Here is a 16288-nt window from a genome sequence, read left to right on the forward strand (position 1 = left end):
GCGTATCCGAGCTAGGCCCTAAGGTCAAGGAAGTGGCGCGATATCGACCCAGACAAGGCCATGCGAAAATACGGCATTTCCGCTGTTTGATGCCCATGAAATCCCAGCATCCACCACTCTCAGGTCCACCGAAGGCAGCACATAGTCTACGCGCAAATTCCCAGGCTCAGGGTCGCGCCAATCGACCGTATCGAGGCGCGGATTTGATGAGTGCTCTGGATTGGCGATGCGGCCACCGTGCGATGACGCAGGTTTCGGGTCTTGCACAGCCGGATGATTGAGCAAGGCTACAATCTCCCCGTGCAGACCCTCCCCGTCTATTGGATCGAGGTTAGCATTGCCCGCGATAACAAATGGTGCCGTCGGTTTGATCAGTAAAGCCCCGTCGAGATAGTGACGCCAAAGTGCGATCTCGTCGGCGTTGCGCAGCCCATTGCGATCCTCTGGCCCATCGAACACAGGTGTCGCCGCCTTGAACGCGAGCAAATCAATCTGCGCCCCGCTCCAATCGATCGGAACAATCCAGTGACCATGCGAAGAGAGCGGGTGAACAGCAGCCTCGTCGGGGATGAAATAGGACAGCGGCAAGCGAGAGCGCGGAAGGTCGAGCCATCGCATAGCCGTGAGCGTATGGATCGCATCGTATTGAATGGGTCGTTTGGACAGCACAGCCATGCCACCATCCCCACGAAAGTCACCAAAGGCCCATGCGTCTTCGGGCTCCCCTAACCTCCCGTCACGGTCCAGATCAAAGGTGGAGGGTACACCTGAATTGCCAACAGTTGAAAAAGTATACGCATAACCCGCATCGAGAATGTCTGCGAATGCTTTGATTGTTATCCCGTCAAAATCGGTATCAAATCCGTTTAGCAACAAAACATCTGGCGCATTTGAAAGGATGTGATCGCGTGCGGCCAAAACGTCAGGAGCGTCTTGGTCCAAGATATCTTTGAGCAAAAGACCAGGGCCTGCGCGGCTTAGACCGGCATCCCACATTGCCACCCGCAGCACATCTTGGGCGCAAGCAACCGAGCCGTGGATGGTGAAGACTGCAGCCCAGATCAGATAGTCTGTTGGTCGAGGTCTGCTTTGGCGTATGCCTGTCGCCGTTTGTCGGAAATCATATCCGCAACACGTCCCATTGCGATACCACGCATGAACAGCGAAGAGGGCAAAAAGGCCCACGCAGATACGGCCCAGATAAGCGATTGGTAGTTCTCCACTGTGATTGTGCCAAAGAGCGTTGAAACTGACTTTAGCACCGCTGGGATCAGGAACGGCAAGAGAAAACCCAAAATAATATTGATACGCGCATCACGTGTAAGCCGCGCAACCACATCACCACCTGCGGTCGGATCGAACGTTGGCAGGTTGATCCAAACATTAAACGTGCCGTTTTTGGCGGGCCAGTTGCCCATCCGCAGCGCAAGGTAGAACACACATAGAGAAATCAGGGAGATCAGATAGCTCATTCCGGCTGCAACGCGCACCAAAGCAACCTGATCAGATGACATATCCGCTGGCAAAGCGAGAAGTATCAGACGCACGGGCGAAAAAGGAAAGTCCATCACATAGCCAATCAAGCCACCAATTGCCGTCACAAGGACACTCAAGACCGAAGGATCAAAGGTGCCGTGCATAATGACAGTGAGTAAAAGCACAGTCACAAAGAGCGATCCAAACCTGATGCGATTAAACGGCGGCGCATCGCGGAATTCGACGAGACCGGGATAGGCAGATACATATTCGAAGAATGTCAGAGCTGCGCCAAACAGGGCCACGAGTGCTATAACCTGTGCGGAATCGCCTGACACATTCGGCAAAAATACCGATGGCAGAACGATTAACGATACGACCAAAGCCGCACGCACAATTGCACCTAGAATGCGGTTAAGCACTGTCCATTCCCTTTCAAAGTGGTCGATCGCGATACGATGCCGCGCTCTTTTCCCAATTTGATCCCGCCAATTGTGGCGGACTGCCTCATTATTGCCCAATTTCTGCCTTCTTTCGTCTTGCTCAGCAAGGAATGGTTAAGGTTAACGGGCAAATTGGGGCACTTTCGTGGATAAAGAGGTGCTATTTTGCATCATTGTTTAGGGCGAGTAGTGCTTCACACTCAAACAGCCACAAGATGTTGGGCATTCAGAAAAAAGTGTTTTTCGATGGACAGTTTTGCGTATTTTCCAATTTGTTTGACACAGCGCATGGAAGCAGGGTGTCCTGTTACGTTCAAAGGTTGCTGAGAACCAAAACAGAGGCGGAGACTCTCTATGCAATTAGCCATTTCTATCGAAGAGGCTGTCGACATGATCCCGAATGGAGCGTCTGTCATGCTGTCGGGCTTCATGGGGGTAGGCACACCCGATCATCTTGTCAGGGCCCTCGCGGCTTCGGGTAAAAAGAACCTAACGTTGCTGTCCAACGACACCGCACGTCCAGATAGTGGGCCAGGTCCGTTGTTTAAAGCGCATTGCGTGAGCAAGCTGATTTGTAGCCACATGGGGCTAAACCCCGACGTGCAGGATCAGTTTGCCAGTGGCGAGTTGGATGTCGAGCTTGTGCCACAAGGCACGTTTGTAGAACGCATCCGCGCAGCAGGCGTCGGGCTTGGCGGCATTTTGACCCCGACGGGCGTTGGCACAGACATTGCCGAAGGCAAGGAGGTCGTCACTGTGGACGGCAAGGATTACCTGCTCGAAAAAACCCTAAGCGCTGACTTTGCTCTGATTGCGGCGGCACGCTGCGACTATGTCGGAAACCTGTCCTATATGCTCACGGCGACCAATTTTAATCCGATCATGGCATTGGCAGGACGCACAGTCATTTGTGAAGCCGAGGCGATTGTGCCGGTCGGAGTTATCTCCCCCGACGAGGTCAAAACGCCTGGCATCCTTGTCGACTATGTCATCAAGAAATTGGTTTAAGGAGGGCTACCATGAACGCTAGAGAACTTATTGCCCGCCGCGTTGCGCAGGAAATTCAGCCACGCACCCTCGTTAACCTTGGCATTGGCATTCCTACTATGGTCTCCGACTACCTTGATGAATCCCTAGGTGTCTTCTTTCAAGCGGAAAACGGGACCGTCGGCATGGGTCATCGCCCGCCAGAGGGCATGACCGACCGCCACCTTACCGACGCGGGCGGAAGTTTTGTCTCATTCGTGCCCGGAGCCTCGACAATCGACAGCGCCTTTTCATTTGGTCTGATCCGTGGAGGGCACCTTGATCTCACAGTGCTCGGCGCGTTGCAGGTGGACGAGGCAGGACATCTCGCCAACTGGATCATTCCCGGCCACTTCACACCTGGCATGGGTGGAGCAATGGATCTTGTGACTGGCGCGAAAAAGGTGATCATTGCGATGAAGCACACAAACAAGGGCGAACCCAAAATCCTACCCGAGTGCACACTCCCCCTGACCTCGCAGCGGCGCATTGACTTGATCGTCACAGAACTGGCCGTCATCAAGCCCGAGGATGACGGGTTGCACCTCATTGAGCGCGCCCCAGATGTTTCCGTTGACGAGATCGTCGCAGCCACAACGGCGAGGTTGATCTATCGCGGAGATGTGCCCGAAATGAGTTTGTCGTAACTCATTACATCGCGACTCAAGGCGCAAAAGTCACGTTCCTATGCACCCCGTTTTTCAGGAGTTTAGTTGCGCGAAATGTTGCCGTTCATCAACCTGTGGCTGGTTTCTATTGGAACAGGCAACAGGCCGCGCATTTTGCCGGCGGAACCTAGCCGAAGCGCCACTGCAACTGCCATGACCTTGCATCTTTTTGCCGATTTTAAGTGCGCTTTTCCGCGCAGTGTCGGCAAGAGCCTGCCAGCATCGACTTCATATTTATTATTTTAAATCAGATACTTGATAAGCCCCATCCTGTGGTCAATGTCTAACAGCAACGGGACAGACCCGTTCGTTAGAAACCGCACCAACACAGACGTTGGCGCAAATCACTGGAGAACAAAATGAAGACTTTTGCACTTACCCTCACAGCAGCCACGCTCGCTTCTGCACCGCTGTTTGCTCAGGTTATGGTCGAAGATATGGACGCATCGGGTGGCTATTCCCAAGAGGAGCTGATGGCCGCGTACCCCGACGTGACTGAAGATATCTTTATCGCCATGGATACGGATGCGAGTGGCGAAGTCAGCGATGACGAGCTTGCAGCCGCAAAGGACGCCAGTCTCCTCCCAATGGCCGAATAATACGGTCATGAAAAGGGAAACGGCGGCCCCAAAGGGTCGCCGTTTTCACAGACTTTCTCACAGACGAAGGTTGCGTAGGAAAAGCCCGAACCCGATCAAGCCGGCCCCGTCCACCAAAAGCTCGATGCCAAAGAGAATGCCTAGAAGCGACAGGGAAATAGCCGCGAAGTTCGCGAGGATATAGCCCCCCAAAAGCACCGTCACGGCGCCTGAGAACAGCAGCGCCCAAAACAACCGGCTTTCCCGCATCCGCCACGCCATCAGCAGACGGATCAGACCAGATGCGAGCAGAAAGCCCGTGACCAGCATGGTCAGCGACACAGTGCCCTCCAGAGGGTTGGCAATGAAACTCACGCCGATCAACAGACTGATAAGCCCCCAAAGCAGCGTGAAGCCCCGATTAACTTGCAGCACACCGGAAAATCCAGCCCAAAGCTGCGCCACGCCGGCAATGGCGAAAAGTGAACCCAACATGACCGTAATCGCAAGCGAAGTCACAACCGCATTGCCTAACGCTAGCAGGCCAAAGAGAAACATCAGGACACCGATCCCGACCCATGTTTTCCAATTCGTCATGACACTCTCCTATCTGTTTTCACTTTAGATATAAGCAGGTCGACCCAAAAGAAAACGGCGACCAATGGTCGCCGCTTCACATTTCAAATCAAGACTAGCCCGAACTCAAACCCAAGGGCGTTCCTGCGTCATCTTATCTTCATAGGTATCAATGGCAGACACGTTGTTCATGGTCAGACCGATATCGTCGAGGCCTTCGAGCAAGCAATGCTTTTTGAACGCATCCACTTCGAATGGGAACTCTTGGCCATCAGATGTAGTTACAACCTGCGCTTCGAGATCAACGGTCATCCGCGCGTTGGAGCCCTTCTCGGCGTCCTCCATCAACACATCCACAACCTCTTGCGGCATCACAATCGGCAAGATGCCGTTCTTGAAGCAGTTGTTGTAAAAGATGTCGGCGAACGACGTGGAGATCACGCATTTAATGCCAAAGTCGGCAATTGCCCAAGGGGCGTGCTCGCGCGATGAACCACAGCCGAAGTTGTCGCCCGCCACGAGAATTTCCGCGTCGCGATACTGCGGCTTGTTGAGCACGAAATCGGGGATTTCATTGCCCTGACGGTCATAGCGCATTTCGTCAAACAGGTTCACACCGAGACCAGACCGCTTGATCGTTTTAAGGAAGATCTTCGGAATGATCATGTCCGTGTCGATGTTCACCAGCGGCATTGGCGCGGCGATGCCGTGTAGTTTTTCAAACTTTTCCATTTGGATATTCCTTACAGCATTTCACGAACGTCGGTCAGATGACCCGTGATGGCAGCAGCAGCGGCCATTGCGGGGCTGACGAGGTGGGTACGACCTTTGTAGCCTTGGCGACCCTCAAAGTTGCGGTTCGAGGTGGACGCGCAACGCTCCCCTTCGGACAGTTGGTCAGGGTTCATCGCGAGGCACATAGAGCACCCTGCGAGGCGCCACTCAAAGCCCGCGTCCTTGAAAATGTCCGCGAGGCCCTCTTCTTCAGCCTGCGCACGGACAAGTCCCGAACCAGGAACGACCATAGCGCGCATACCCTCTTTGACCTTTTTGCCTTTGAGGATTTCAGCTGCAGCGCGCAGGTCTTCGATACGACCGTTGGTGCAAGAGCCGATAAACACGGTATCGATTTCGATATCTGTCAGCTTTTGACCCGCGGTCAAACCCATGTACTCAATAGCGCGTTTTGCCGCCTCAACCTTGCCGCCCTTAAAGGACTCTGGCGAGGGAACAGTCGCAGTGATCGGCAGAACGTCCTCGGGCGAGGTGCCCCACGTCACAACGGGCTCGATGTCTTCGCCTTTGAGCGTGACAACTTTGTCGAAGTGAGCGCCCTCATCAGTGTAGAGCGTCTTCCACCAGTTCATCGCGGCTTCCCACTGTGCGCCTTTCGGAGCGTGCGGACGGCCTTTGACGTATTCGAAGGTGGTTTCGTCCGGCGCGATGAGACCAGCGCGCGCACCGCCTTCAATCGCCATATTACAGACGGTCATGCGACCTTCCATCGACAGATCGCGGATGGCTTCGCCGCAATATTCGATGACATAACCCGTACCGCCAGCGGTGCCTGTCTCGCCGATCACAGCCAAAGTGATGTCTTTCGCAGTCACGCCCGGGCGCAGTTTACCCGTGATCTCGACCTTCATGTTCTTGGACTTCTTCTGGATCAGCGTTTGCGTCGCCAGAACATGCTCAACCTCGGAGGTGCCGATGCCGTGGGCCAACGCCCCGAATGCGCCGTGGGTGGCGGTGTGGCTGTCGCCGCACACAACAGTCATACCGGGAAGGGTCCAACCCTGTTCAGGGCCGACGATGTGCACGATGCCCTGACGAACGTCAGACACGGGGTAATAGTGGATGCCAAAATCCTTGGCGTTCTTGTCGAGCGCATCAACCTGAATGCGGCTCTCTTCGTTGGCGATCACGCCAGACACGCGGTCCAATGTGGTCGGAACGTTGTGGTCAGGAACAGCGATAGTTTTATCGGGCGCGCGCACAGAGCGACCCGCCAGGCGCAAACCTTCGAAGGCCTGCGGCGAGGTCACTTCGTGGACAAGGTGGCGGTCGATGTAGAGAAGGCAGGTGCCATCTTCTTGTTCATGGGCAACGTGTGCGTCCCAGATTTTATCATAGAGTGTCTTCGGGGCGGTCATTTCGCTCTCCGTGGATGTCATGAGGAAAAGGAAGGTATCGTTCGTTGACGCGCCATTACGGCACGCGGACTCAGGCTTCAGCCTTGAAGTCGGGCAAGAACCGTCATCGTCGCACCGTGGAACCGCCAAGGAAGGCGGGCGCGGTCGTCCATATCAAAAAAGCGTACCATAGCTGATCACATATAGGCTCACGGTGAGTCTCGCAAGGTGCATGACGTGAAGCGGCAAGGCGACAACAGCACCACGCTTGCGTGAGAACGCTCCATTATGCGAGAGTTTGAAAAAGAATGGAGAGAAGCCTGAATTGGACCCAGCACAGATTTCCAACCTCATAAGTGACACTGGTGGCATCCTTGTCTCATTTTTGACGGGCCTCTTGCGGCGTTGGAACCTCTACCAAATCGGCTTTATGATCGCGGCCTTTATCGGTGCGATCGGTGTTGGACACATCTTGCGAACACGGATGCGCGACTGGATGCGCAATCTCTCGGGGCGTCCGAAATGGCAGTTGCGTTACCTCTTGGCGGTAGAGAAGCGTTTAACCCTCATCGTTTGGGCTGTTGCGTTGTGGGCGATTTTCTTTGTCATGCAAGAAATCACATGGCCGTCTCGCTCCTACCTGATCGAAGTCTGCGCACGTATCGTCACCGCATGGATTTTGGTGGAGTTCCTCGCCCAACTCATAAAGAACCGCCCGCTGAGGCGTTTAATACGGTGGGGTATGTGGATTTATGTCACGCTCTATCTCATCGGTGGCCTTGAACATACCACTGCATTTCTAGACGGGCTGGCCGTTGAGTTTGGCGATTTCCGCCTTTCCATGTTGGCGGTCCTAAAAGCTCTGATTGTGACGGCCCTCCTGTTCACCGTCGCCCGAGTCGTTTCGATGCAAACCTCCTCGCAGGTGCGTAAAAACGAAGACATTTCGCCTTCCATGCGCGTCTTGATCGTAAAAGTTGCGCAAGTTTCGCTTTATGGCGCAGCTTTCTTTATCGGATTGAAGGCTGTCGGGTTCGACCTCACGGGGCTTGCTGTATTATCAGGCGCCATTGGTGTTGGCCTTGGCTTTGGCCTCCAAAAAGTCGTCTCCAACCTCGTCTCCGGCATTATCATTCTGCTCGATAAATCAATCAAACCAGGGGACGTTATTTCCCTTGGGGATACCTTCGGCTGGATCAATACACTTGGCGCACGATATGCCTCCGTAGTGACGCGTGATGGCAAGGAATACCTTATCCCGAACGAGGATCTGATCACCAACCAAGTGGTTAACTGGTCGCATACAAACGATTTTGTGCGGCTCGATATCTTTTTCGGAACGGCTTATGGCGATGACCCGCATAAAGTGCGAAAAATTGCTGTCGAGGCCGCCAAGACCGTGGATCGGGTTTTGGTGACGCGCCCTGCTGTGTGTCACATCGTTGGATTTGGCGACAGCTCGGTTGACTATATCTTGCGGTTTTGGATCACAGACCCGACGGGGGGCCTCACCAATGTACGCGGCGCGGTGTATCTCGCTCTTTGGGATGCGTTCAAAGAAAATGGCATTTCTATCCCCTTCCCACAGCGCGAAGTGACAGTTCTGAACGAATACGACACACCTACCGATGTCATAGATTGACGCACCCCTTCATCAAGGTGGCTTCGCTTGATTGAGATTTGCTATCAGCGATGCTATATTGTCATAAACCCAGCGTCGGGGACTGATACGGCGCGTTTTGAAGGAGGACATTGTCCTGTCTTACGCACAGACCGCAGCCGATGGGGCCGCAGTTTCGGGAGAGCCCATGAGTAGTGGCACGTCGGCGAAATTCGGAGGCCAACAGATGTTGGACTTCATCACCCATTCACTTGATCAGGAAAAAGCCGAAGATATCGTGACTATAGATTTGCGCGGCAAGTCTCAGATCGCGGATTTTATGGTGATTTGTTCTGGCCGTTCCACTCGTCAGGTGGGATCACTTGCAGAGAAAGTTTCGGACCTTCTCAAGCAACAGCACGGCATATTGACACGCATCGAAGGCAAAGGTCAGGGCGATTGGGTTCTGATGGACGCCGGTGATGTGGTTGTCCATATCTTCCGTCCTGAAGTGCGCGAATTCTATCAGCTCGAAAAGATGTGGCTGCCCTCAGATGAGGCGGCATCCAAAGCGACCAAAAGCTAATGCGTGTCCATATTTGCGCTGTGGGCCGGCTTCGTTCCGGCCCAGAAGCGACTTTGATCGATGACTACACGACACGGTTTGATCGGACAGGACGCGCATTGGGCCTCGGCCCGCTCACCTTCAACGAAGTCGAAGACAAAAAAGGCGGCGGCATATCCGCGGAAGCCGCTCTACTCGAACGTGCTATTCCCAAAGGTGCCATGATCGTCACGATGGATGAGCGCGGCAAAACACTGACCTCTCCCGATTTTGCAAGCAAGCTCGCCGACTGGCGCGATAACGGGCGTCAGGACGTGGCATTTGTTATCGGTGGCGCGGACGGCATTGATCCCTCGCTGCGTGCGCAATCCGACTTCTCAATCTCGTTTGGGAAAATGGTCTGGCCACATATGTTGGCCCGCGCGATGTTAACGGAACAATTGTACCGCGCAGCCTCTATTCTGGCAGGTTCTCCCTACCATCGGGTCTAAGCCGCGTTTTTTCGGGGCCAAGCCGCGCACAACGGTTCACGCGGACCAGTTCCCGCGTTAGAAGTAGCGCAACGAAAAACACAGGAGTCAATCATGGCCGCACCAAAACCCGTCGTCCTATGTATTCTCGATGGTTGGGGCATTAGCCCAACCCGCGATGTGAGTGCGCCCGACTTGGCAGACACGCCAAACTTTGATCGCCTTATGTCCGATTATCCTCATAGCACCTTGATCACCTATGGACGTGATGTCGGCCTGCCATCCGGGCAAATGGGCAATTCCGAAGTCGGTCACACGAATATTGGTGCAGGCCGCGTTGTGGCCATGGATCTTGGTCAAATTGATCTCGCCATTGAGGACGGATCGTTCTTTGACAATGCGGAAATCGTCTCCTTTTGTGATGCGCTCAAAACAAGCGGAGGCACCGCCCACCTCATGGGCGTGATTTCTGATGGCGGTGTTCATGGTCATATCGACCATACACTCGCAGCAGCAAAGGCCGTAACAGATCGCGGCATTCCCGTTGTCATCCACGCCATCACCGATGGTCGTGACGTTGCGCCAACATCCGCAGACACCTTCATGGCCGACTTCATGGCCCGACTACCACAAGGCGCAACAATCGGCACCGTGATCGGCCGCTACTTTGCCTTGGACCGCGACAACCGATGGGAGCGCGTCAGCCAAGCCTATTTCGCAATGATCAGCGCGAAAGGCATCGAGGCCGCCGCCACCCCACAAGAGGCCATTGCTGCCGGCTATGCGCGTGGCGAAAATGACGAGTTCATCAAGGCAACAGTCATTGGTGACTATGCGGGAGCAAAGGATGGTGACGGTGTTTTCTGCCTCAACTTCCGCGCTGACCGTGCCCGCGAGATTTTGCGTGCAATTGGTGAACCCGATTTCGCGGAGTTCGACACGGGCAAGCGTCCAAACTTCGCGTCCCTGCTCGGCATGGTGCAGTATTCCAAACAGCACAGCGAATACATGGCCGTTGCCTACCCCAAAAGCGACATCGTAAACACGCTCGGCGAATGGGTCGCGAAACATGGTCTTCGTCAGTTCCGCCTCGCCGAAACCGAAAAATATCCGCATGTGACCTTCTTCCTCAATGGCGGCAAAGAAGTGCCCGAAGAGGGCGAAGACAGGTTCATGCCGCAATCTCCCAGAGTGGCGACCTACGACCTACAACCCGAGATGAGTGCGCCCGAAGTCACTGCCAAATTCGTCGAAGCTATCGGTGCGGGCTACGACCTCATCGTGACAAATTACGCAAATCCCGATATGGTCGGACACACAGGCGATTTGAACGCTGCGATGAAAGCCTGCGAGGCCGTTGATCAGGGGCTTGGTCAGGTTATGGATGCGCTTGAAAGCGTTGGCGGGGCGATGGTTGTCATTGCGGATCATGGCAACTGTGAAACGATGGTGGACCCCGTTACGGGAGGGCCGCATACAGCCCATACGACCAATCCCGTTCCCGTCATAGTGTTCAACAGTCCAAGCGATGTGACACTACGGGACGGCGGACGCCTTGCCGATGTCGCACCCACGTTACTTGATTTGATGTCCCTCGATCTGCCCGAGGAAATGACAGGGCGGTCATTGATCCAACGATGAAACTTCTCACGGCGGCCTTTTCTTTTCTGCTCTTGATCGGAGCTGCGGCGACGGCGCAAACAGCCTCGCCCGCAGCGCTCGCCGAGGCTGCCGTGGCGCAATTTTCTGCGGCCCACGAACAGTTAGAGGCCGCAGAGGGCGCGTCTGATCGGGTCAAAGCCTTAAGCGATGTCATCCGCGCCTACGAGGAAGGTCTTGAGGCCATGCGCGCAGGGCTTCGACAGATTGCATTGCGTGAGGCGGAATTGTCCGAAGCCTTTGATGACGAAAGCGGGCAAGTGGCCACATTGCTTGGCGTTTTGATCACGCTAAAACCCGACGCAAGCCCCGAGGCCCTCGTTCACCCCACTGGCCCGCTCGGCCATGCCCGCGCGGGAATGTTGGTGTCATCCATCACCCCTGCAATGCAGGACGCGGCGGACGCGTTACGCGTTCAACTGCAAGAAGCCACAATTTTGCGCGAATTGCAGGACGAAGCGCTCGCGACATTGGCCGTCGGTCTCAAGGACGCACAACAAGCGCGAACCGAATTAAGCCAAGCCATATCTGACCGCGTCGATCTGCCTAAACGCTTTGTTGCCGATAAAGAGCGACTTCAAATCCTGATCGACAGCTCGGAAACGTTGGAATCCTTCGCCTCTGGCTTGGCCGTTATGGATGTTGTGGACGGGCTGGACGCCCTTCCCGATTTGGGAAATGCGAAGGGCACATGGCCCATGCCCGTGCGGGGACGCATCCTTCGGAGGTTCAACGAAGCTGACGCCGCAGGGGTTTCGCGCCCCGGCATTTTGGTGGCCACACGCCAATTGTCTCTTGTGACAAGCCCGTGGCCCGCGACAATTCGCTATCACGGTGCCTTTCTGGACTACGGAAACGTGATCATCCTTGAGCCGAGCAATGATGTATTGTTGGTTCTGGCAGGTTTAGAAGAGGTATACGGAGACATCGGCGAAGTCATTCCCGCAGGCGCCGCCGTAGGTCTGATGGGGGGCGCGGCACCCGATCTGGAGGCATTTATTGAAAATGCCGAAGATGGCACTGGCGCAGGTCTTTCCGAGACGCTTTATATTGAGGTAAGAGAAGGTGGACAGCCGGTAGATCCGGCGGCGTGGTTCACGCAATAGGCCAGTTTGCGGCCAAACGAAGACACGAGGGGCAAAGAGCCCCGAGAGAGGAATACGCATGAAAAAGCACATGATGGCAGGCGTTGCGGGCATTCTCGCAGGGACGTTGATCACCACGCAGTTTGCTGGTCCCCTGATCGCTCAGGAAGCCGAGAAGACAACGAATGTCTACGAGCAGCTCGATCTGTTCGGCGATGTGTTCGAGCGCATTCGCATCCAGTATGTTGAGGAAGTAGATGAGGAAGATCTCATCGAGTCGGCCATTGACGGCATGCTCTCCTCACTTGATCCGCACTCCTCGTACCTCTCTCCCAAAGATGCCGCCGCGATGCAGGTCCAGACCTCGGGATCCTTTGGCGGCCTTGGCATTGAAGTCACCCAAGAGGAAGGCTTCGTCAAAGTGGTCGCCCCGATGGATGGCACCCCTGCCGATATCGCAGGGGTCGAAGCCGGCGACTTCATTACACATGTCGACGGGGAAAGCGTTTTGGGCATGAACCTTGACGAAACTGTCGAACTGATGCGTGGTCCTGTTGGCTCCGAAATCATTATTACCGTTGTGCGCGAAGGTGTGGATGAACCATTCGACATCTCCATCGTCCGTGACACCATCAAACTGACGGCCGTGCGATCACGTGTTGAAGGCAACTCGGTCGTGCTACGTGTGACGACATTTAACGAGCAGACCTATCCGAACCTCGCAGATGGCCTAAAAGAGGGCATCGAAGAATTGGGTGGAATCGACAACCTCGATGGTGTTGTGATTGATCTGCGTAACAACCCTGGTGGCCTTCTTGATCAAGCCATTATGGTGTCCGACGCCTTCCTCAACGAAGGTGAAATCGTCTCGACCCGCGGTCGTATGGATGAGGATAGCCAACGTGTTTCAGCCACGGACGGCGATCTCGCACAGGGCAAGCCCATCGTGATCTTGATTAACGGAGGCTCTGCTTCCGCCTCCGAGATCGTCGCAGGCGCACTGCAAGACCACCACCGTGCGATTGTGGTCGGCACGAAATCCTTCGGCAAAGGCTCTGTGCAAACCGTGATGCAACTACGCACCCATGGTGCGATCCGTCTGACCACGGCGCGGTATTACACCCCATCAGGGCGTTCCATTCAGGCGTTGGGCATCTCACCCGACATCATTGTGGAACAACCGCCACGTGAGCCTGTAACGGAAACCGAAACAGAAGACACGCAACCACGTCTCCGCTCCGAGGCGGATTTGCGCGGGGCGCTTGATAATGACAGCCTCACCGAGGATGAAATCAAAAAGATCGAAGAAGAACGCGCCGCTGCAGAAGAAGCTGCAAAACTTCGCGACGAAGATTTCCAACTGGCCTATGCGCTCGACTTGCTGCGCGGTCTGTCGAAAATCGGCGATTGATCTAAACAAGGGGCGCATTTGAAGCGCCCCTTTTGCTATGAAAGTGCCCCATGGCCAAAGTCGATCCGAACACTCTTCCCTATCGTCCTTGTGTTGGCGTTGTCTTGATAAACAATGCGGGCAAAGTATTTGTTGGGGAGCGCATTGACACCCCAGACGCATGGCAAATGCCACAGGGCGGCATCGACGAAGGGGAAACACCCCGCGAAGCAGCGTTGCGTGAATTGTGGGAAGAAACAGGTCTTGAAGCCTCATCCGTCGAGATTGTATCGGAGACGTCCGATTGGCTAACCTACGACTTACCTGACACGCTTTTGGGCAAGGTATGGAAAGGCAAATACCGTGGCCAAAAACAACTTTGGGTTTTGATGCGCCTCACAGGAACCGACGCGGATATCAATATCGACACCGACCACCCCGAGTTTTCAAAGTGGAAGTGGTCGGATAGCACATCATTGGTAAATGACATCGTTCCCTTCAAACGCCACATCTACGAAAACGTCGTGCGTGAATTTTCACAACACCTGTCCTGAGAAACGTCTCCCGGGACACATCAACAGATCGATAGGTCGGGAACCAATATTAACCCGCGTTCATCTCCTGCTCTGCTGCAATGGTTAGTGGCAACCCTGCGTCTGCTATTACAGCAAGGCTAGTTTCATCTGGTGAACGATTGGTGATAATCGCATCGAAATCAGACAGATCGGCGAGTTTATATAGGGCCGTATGGCCAAAACGGCTTTGATCGACCAGAAGACAAGATTTGGTCGCAGCAAGCATCATCGCGTGTTTGGTCCGCACCACATCCGCATCCATATGGAAAACCTCTGTACCGGATACGGCGGGCGTCGATATAAAGGCAAGATCCGCTCTCAAGTGGGTTAGCGCCGCCTCCGTCACCCGTCCAAAATAGCCGTTGAACTTGGCCGAATAGCCCCCCCCTAAAGCGATCAAAGTTATGCCGCTTTCAAATTTAAGCGCGTCAATCACAGCCGCGTTGTTGGTCAAAACCGTTAATGGACGTTTCTCTGTGAGGCGCGCTCCCAAGACAGCGGCCATTGACCCATCGTTTACAATGACACTCATCCCCGGCTCGATGAGATCCAATGCCGCCTGCGCCATTGCGGCCTTTGCGGCACTGCCTTGTTGCGCTCGAAATCTGAAATCACTCTCGAACTGCGTGCCCGCTTCAATCGTCGCCCCGCCGCGAATTTTTCGCAAAAGTCCCGCAGCCTCTAACTCATCCAGGTCACGGTGGATGGTCATTTTTGAAACCGAGAAATGCGTGGCGAGAGCTTCGAGTTCTACAGCTCCATCGCGCACCAAGAGATCCATTATCGCCTGTCTTCGATCGTCTCGTTTCACTGTGTCGCTCCCTAAGAAATCTCGGTTTTGGCCGTTAAGAATTTATATCAAACAGATTCGTGATGCTGGGAATTTTCGGAGCCACTTGAGACTTGGCCAGTAGGCTCCGCGAAAAGTACTCAAAACGCGACTTACGGCAACCCAAGGTCAATCGTTGGAGGTAGGTCGATTACGAGATTTCCCCCTGAATTTGATCTCTGATCGTTCACGATAATCTCAATAGCACGGCGGCCAATTTCGCGGCGCTCGGTGCGCGACGTTGCAATTTTTACGGGTAAGCTGTCGACAAAGTCCAACCCGTTGAACCCCGCGAGCATGACTTGATCTGGCACCGAAATGTCGTTGGCTATGCAGTGGAACACGCCGCCCATCGCCACGTCATCATTTGAGAAATAGATACAGTCGAGATCAGGATGTTGTGCGAGGAGGATCGCCGTAAGGCGACGTCCCTCAAACACGGTCGACGGCGCGTCGGTTTGCGCCTCAGCGACGAGCGAATGGCCCTGCGCAGCCAACGCCGCCACGAACCCAGAGTGCCGTTTGGCCGCCCGCGTGTCACGGTGCAACCCGCAGCCGACATAGCCGAACCGACGTCGCCCCGACCCGACCAAAGCTTTGGCCATATCCGACCCCGCTCGCCTATGCGACAGCCCTACAACAGCGTCAACAGCAACCCCATCCAAATCCATAATCTGCACGATTGGAATGTCCGCCGCCTCCAAGAGTCTGCGCGTTTTGTCTGATTGGTCTAATCCCGTCACGATCAATCCTGCCGGACGCCAGGAAAGCATGTTCCGAACGGTCAGGTATTCTTTTTCGGGATCGTAATCCGTCACGCCAAACACCGATTGGCGGTCCGTTCCATCAATCGCCTCTGCAATACCCGAGAGAACTTCTGCAAAGACAGTATTGGTCAGGTTCGGAATCACCACGCCGACCAAATTCGCGCTCTGATTGGATAATGACAACGCGAGATTATTGCCCACATATCCGATTTGCTCCGCTGCGGCTTGCACCTTTGCGAGACTGGATTTCGAGACGTCCCGCGCATTGCGCAAGGCACGAGACGCGGTCATTTTGCTTACCCCAGCAAGGCGCGCAACGTCCTCAAGGGTTGCTTTCCTGACGAGTTCAGGCTCAAGCCCGCGGTTCGTTTTTTTCATCTCGGCATCGTCCATGATCCATTCCGCAACACAATACTCATACCCGCAACAAGAGGGAAATTGACACAACG

Annotated in this window: 18 protein-coding genes; 11 read left to right on the forward strand and 7 right to left on the reverse strand. The window is 54.7% G+C overall.

The genetic code is table 11. The features are described from left to right. Positions 1 to 24: 24 nt before the first annotated feature. Both ACN0TS_RS05795 and ACN0TS_RS05800 read right to left on the reverse strand, forming a co-directional pair. Positions 25 to 996 (reverse strand): endonuclease/exonuclease/phosphatase family protein, encoded by a 972-nt coding sequence (locus ACN0TS_RS05795; protein ID WP_417258732.1) that lies wholly within the window; start codon positions 994 to 996, stop codon positions 25 to 27. Between the two features lie 65 nt (positions 997 to 1061). Next, positions 1062 to 1898, reverse strand: a complete 837-nt coding sequence (locus ACN0TS_RS05800) for a hypothetical protein (RefSeq protein WP_417258392.1) — start codon at positions 1896 to 1898, stop codon at positions 1062 to 1064. A 375-nt stretch (positions 1899 to 2273) separates the two neighbouring features. Between ACN0TS_RS05800 and ACN0TS_RS05805 the strand changes: the two genes are divergently transcribed. The 4 genes from ACN0TS_RS05805 to ACN0TS_RS05820 all read left to right on the forward strand — a co-directional run bounded on the left by ACN0TS_RS05805 (position 2274) and on the right by ACN0TS_RS05820 (position 4212). Then, entirely contained in the window at positions 2274 to 2927 is a 654-nt protein-coding gene (locus ACN0TS_RS05805; RefSeq protein WP_417258393.1) for a CoA transferase subunit A, read from the forward strand. Between the two features lie 11 nt (positions 2928 to 2938). Further along, positions 2939 to 3592: a 3-oxoacid CoA-transferase subunit B gene (locus tag ACN0TS_RS05810; RefSeq protein WP_417258394.1), complete on the forward strand. Its 654-nt coding sequence runs from the start codon at positions 2939 to 2941 to the stop codon at positions 3590 to 3592. A gap of 66 nt (positions 3593 to 3658) precedes the next feature. Next, positions 3659 to 3859, forward strand: a complete 201-nt coding sequence (locus ACN0TS_RS05815) for a hypothetical protein (protein ID WP_417258395.1) — start codon at positions 3659 to 3661, stop codon at positions 3857 to 3859. Between the two features lie 113 nt (positions 3860 to 3972). Then, positions 3973 to 4212, forward strand: coding sequence for an EF-hand domain-containing protein (locus ACN0TS_RS05820; protein ID WP_417258396.1), 240 nt, complete (start codon positions 3973 to 3975; stop codon positions 4210 to 4212). A gap of 57 nt (positions 4213 to 4269) precedes the next feature. Here ACN0TS_RS05820 and ACN0TS_RS05825 read toward each other — a convergent pair whose 3' ends face one another. The 3 genes from ACN0TS_RS05825 to leuC form a co-directional block, all read right to left on the reverse strand. Continuing rightward, positions 4270 to 4788, reverse strand: a complete 519-nt coding sequence (locus tag ACN0TS_RS05825; RefSeq protein ID WP_417258397.1) for an HdeD family acid-resistance protein — start codon at positions 4786 to 4788, stop codon at positions 4270 to 4272. A 105-nt stretch (positions 4789 to 4893) separates the two neighbouring features. Next, a complete protein-coding gene (gene leuD, locus ACN0TS_RS05830; RefSeq protein ID WP_417258398.1) occupies positions 4894 to 5499 on the reverse strand; it encodes a 3-isopropylmalate dehydratase small subunit in 606 nt (201 codons plus the stop codon). 11 nt (positions 5500 to 5510) lie between these two features. Beyond that, positions 5511 to 6920, reverse strand: a complete 1410-nt coding sequence (gene leuC, locus ACN0TS_RS05835; RefSeq protein ID WP_417258399.1) for a 3-isopropylmalate dehydratase large subunit — start codon at positions 6918 to 6920, stop codon at positions 5511 to 5513. A 409-nt stretch (positions 6921 to 7329) separates the two neighbouring features. On the opposite strand from leuC, the gene ACN0TS_RS05840 reads away from it, so the two are divergent. From ACN0TS_RS05840 to ACN0TS_RS05870, 7 genes are all read left to right on the forward strand, one after another. Further along, positions 7330 to 8541: a mechanosensitive ion channel family protein gene (locus ACN0TS_RS05840; protein WP_417258733.1), complete on the forward strand. Its 1212-nt coding sequence runs from the start codon at positions 7330 to 7332 to the stop codon at positions 8539 to 8541. 166 nt (positions 8542 to 8707) lie between these two features. Then, positions 8708 to 9085 carry a ribosome silencing factor gene (gene rsfS, locus ACN0TS_RS05845; RefSeq protein WP_417258400.1) on the forward strand — a complete coding sequence of 126 codons (378 nt, stop codon included), beginning with the start codon at positions 8708 to 8710 and terminating at the stop codon, positions 9083 to 9085. Continuing rightward, positions 9085 to 9555 carry a 23S rRNA (pseudouridine(1915)-N(3))-methyltransferase RlmH gene (gene rlmH / locus ACN0TS_RS05850; RefSeq protein WP_417258401.1) on the forward strand — a complete coding sequence of 157 codons (471 nt, stop codon included), beginning with the start codon at positions 9085 to 9087 and terminating at the stop codon, positions 9553 to 9555. The genes rsfS and rlmH overlap by 1 nt, the downstream gene beginning before the upstream one ends. A gap of 93 nt (positions 9556 to 9648) precedes the next feature. Next, complete coding sequence (gene gpmI / locus ACN0TS_RS05855) at positions 9649 to 11175, forward strand: 2,3-bisphosphoglycerate-independent phosphoglycerate mutase (RefSeq protein WP_417258402.1); 1527 nt, start codon at positions 9649 to 9651, stop codon at positions 11173 to 11175. Beyond that, positions 11172 to 12299 carry a murein hydrolase activator EnvC family protein gene (locus ACN0TS_RS05860; protein ID WP_417258403.1) on the forward strand — a complete coding sequence of 376 codons (1128 nt, stop codon included), beginning with the start codon at positions 11172 to 11174 and terminating at the stop codon, positions 12297 to 12299. The genes gpmI and ACN0TS_RS05860 overlap by 4 nt, the downstream gene beginning before the upstream one ends. A 58-nt stretch (positions 12300 to 12357) precedes the next feature. Continuing rightward, positions 12358 to 13689, forward strand: coding sequence for a S41 family peptidase (locus ACN0TS_RS05865; protein WP_417258404.1), 1332 nt, complete (start codon positions 12358 to 12360; stop codon positions 13687 to 13689). A 50-nt stretch (positions 13690 to 13739) separates the two neighbouring features. Beyond that, positions 13740 to 14222 (forward strand): RNA pyrophosphohydrolase, encoded by a 483-nt coding sequence (locus tag ACN0TS_RS05870; protein ID WP_417258405.1) that lies wholly within the window; start codon positions 13740 to 13742, stop codon positions 14220 to 14222. Positions 14223 to 14271: 49 nt separating this feature from the next. On the opposite strand, the gene ACN0TS_RS05875 is transcribed toward ACN0TS_RS05870, so the two are convergent. After that, positions 14272 to 15054 carry a DeoR/GlpR family DNA-binding transcription regulator gene (locus ACN0TS_RS05875; RefSeq protein ID WP_417258406.1) on the reverse strand — a complete coding sequence of 261 codons (783 nt, stop codon included), beginning with the start codon at positions 15052 to 15054 and terminating at the stop codon, positions 14272 to 14274. A gap of 131 nt (positions 15055 to 15185) precedes the next feature. Next, positions 15186 to 16217, reverse strand: coding sequence for a LacI family DNA-binding transcriptional regulator (locus ACN0TS_RS05880; RefSeq protein WP_417258407.1), 1032 nt, complete (start codon positions 16215 to 16217; stop codon positions 15186 to 15188). Positions 16218 to 16288 lie beyond the last annotated feature (71 nt).

Origin of the sequence: Celeribacter sp. (assembly GCF_048266405.1) — a bacterium.
In the GTDB taxonomy this organism is placed as follows: Bacteria; Pseudomonadota; Alphaproteobacteria; order Rhodobacterales; family Rhodobacteraceae; genus Celeribacter.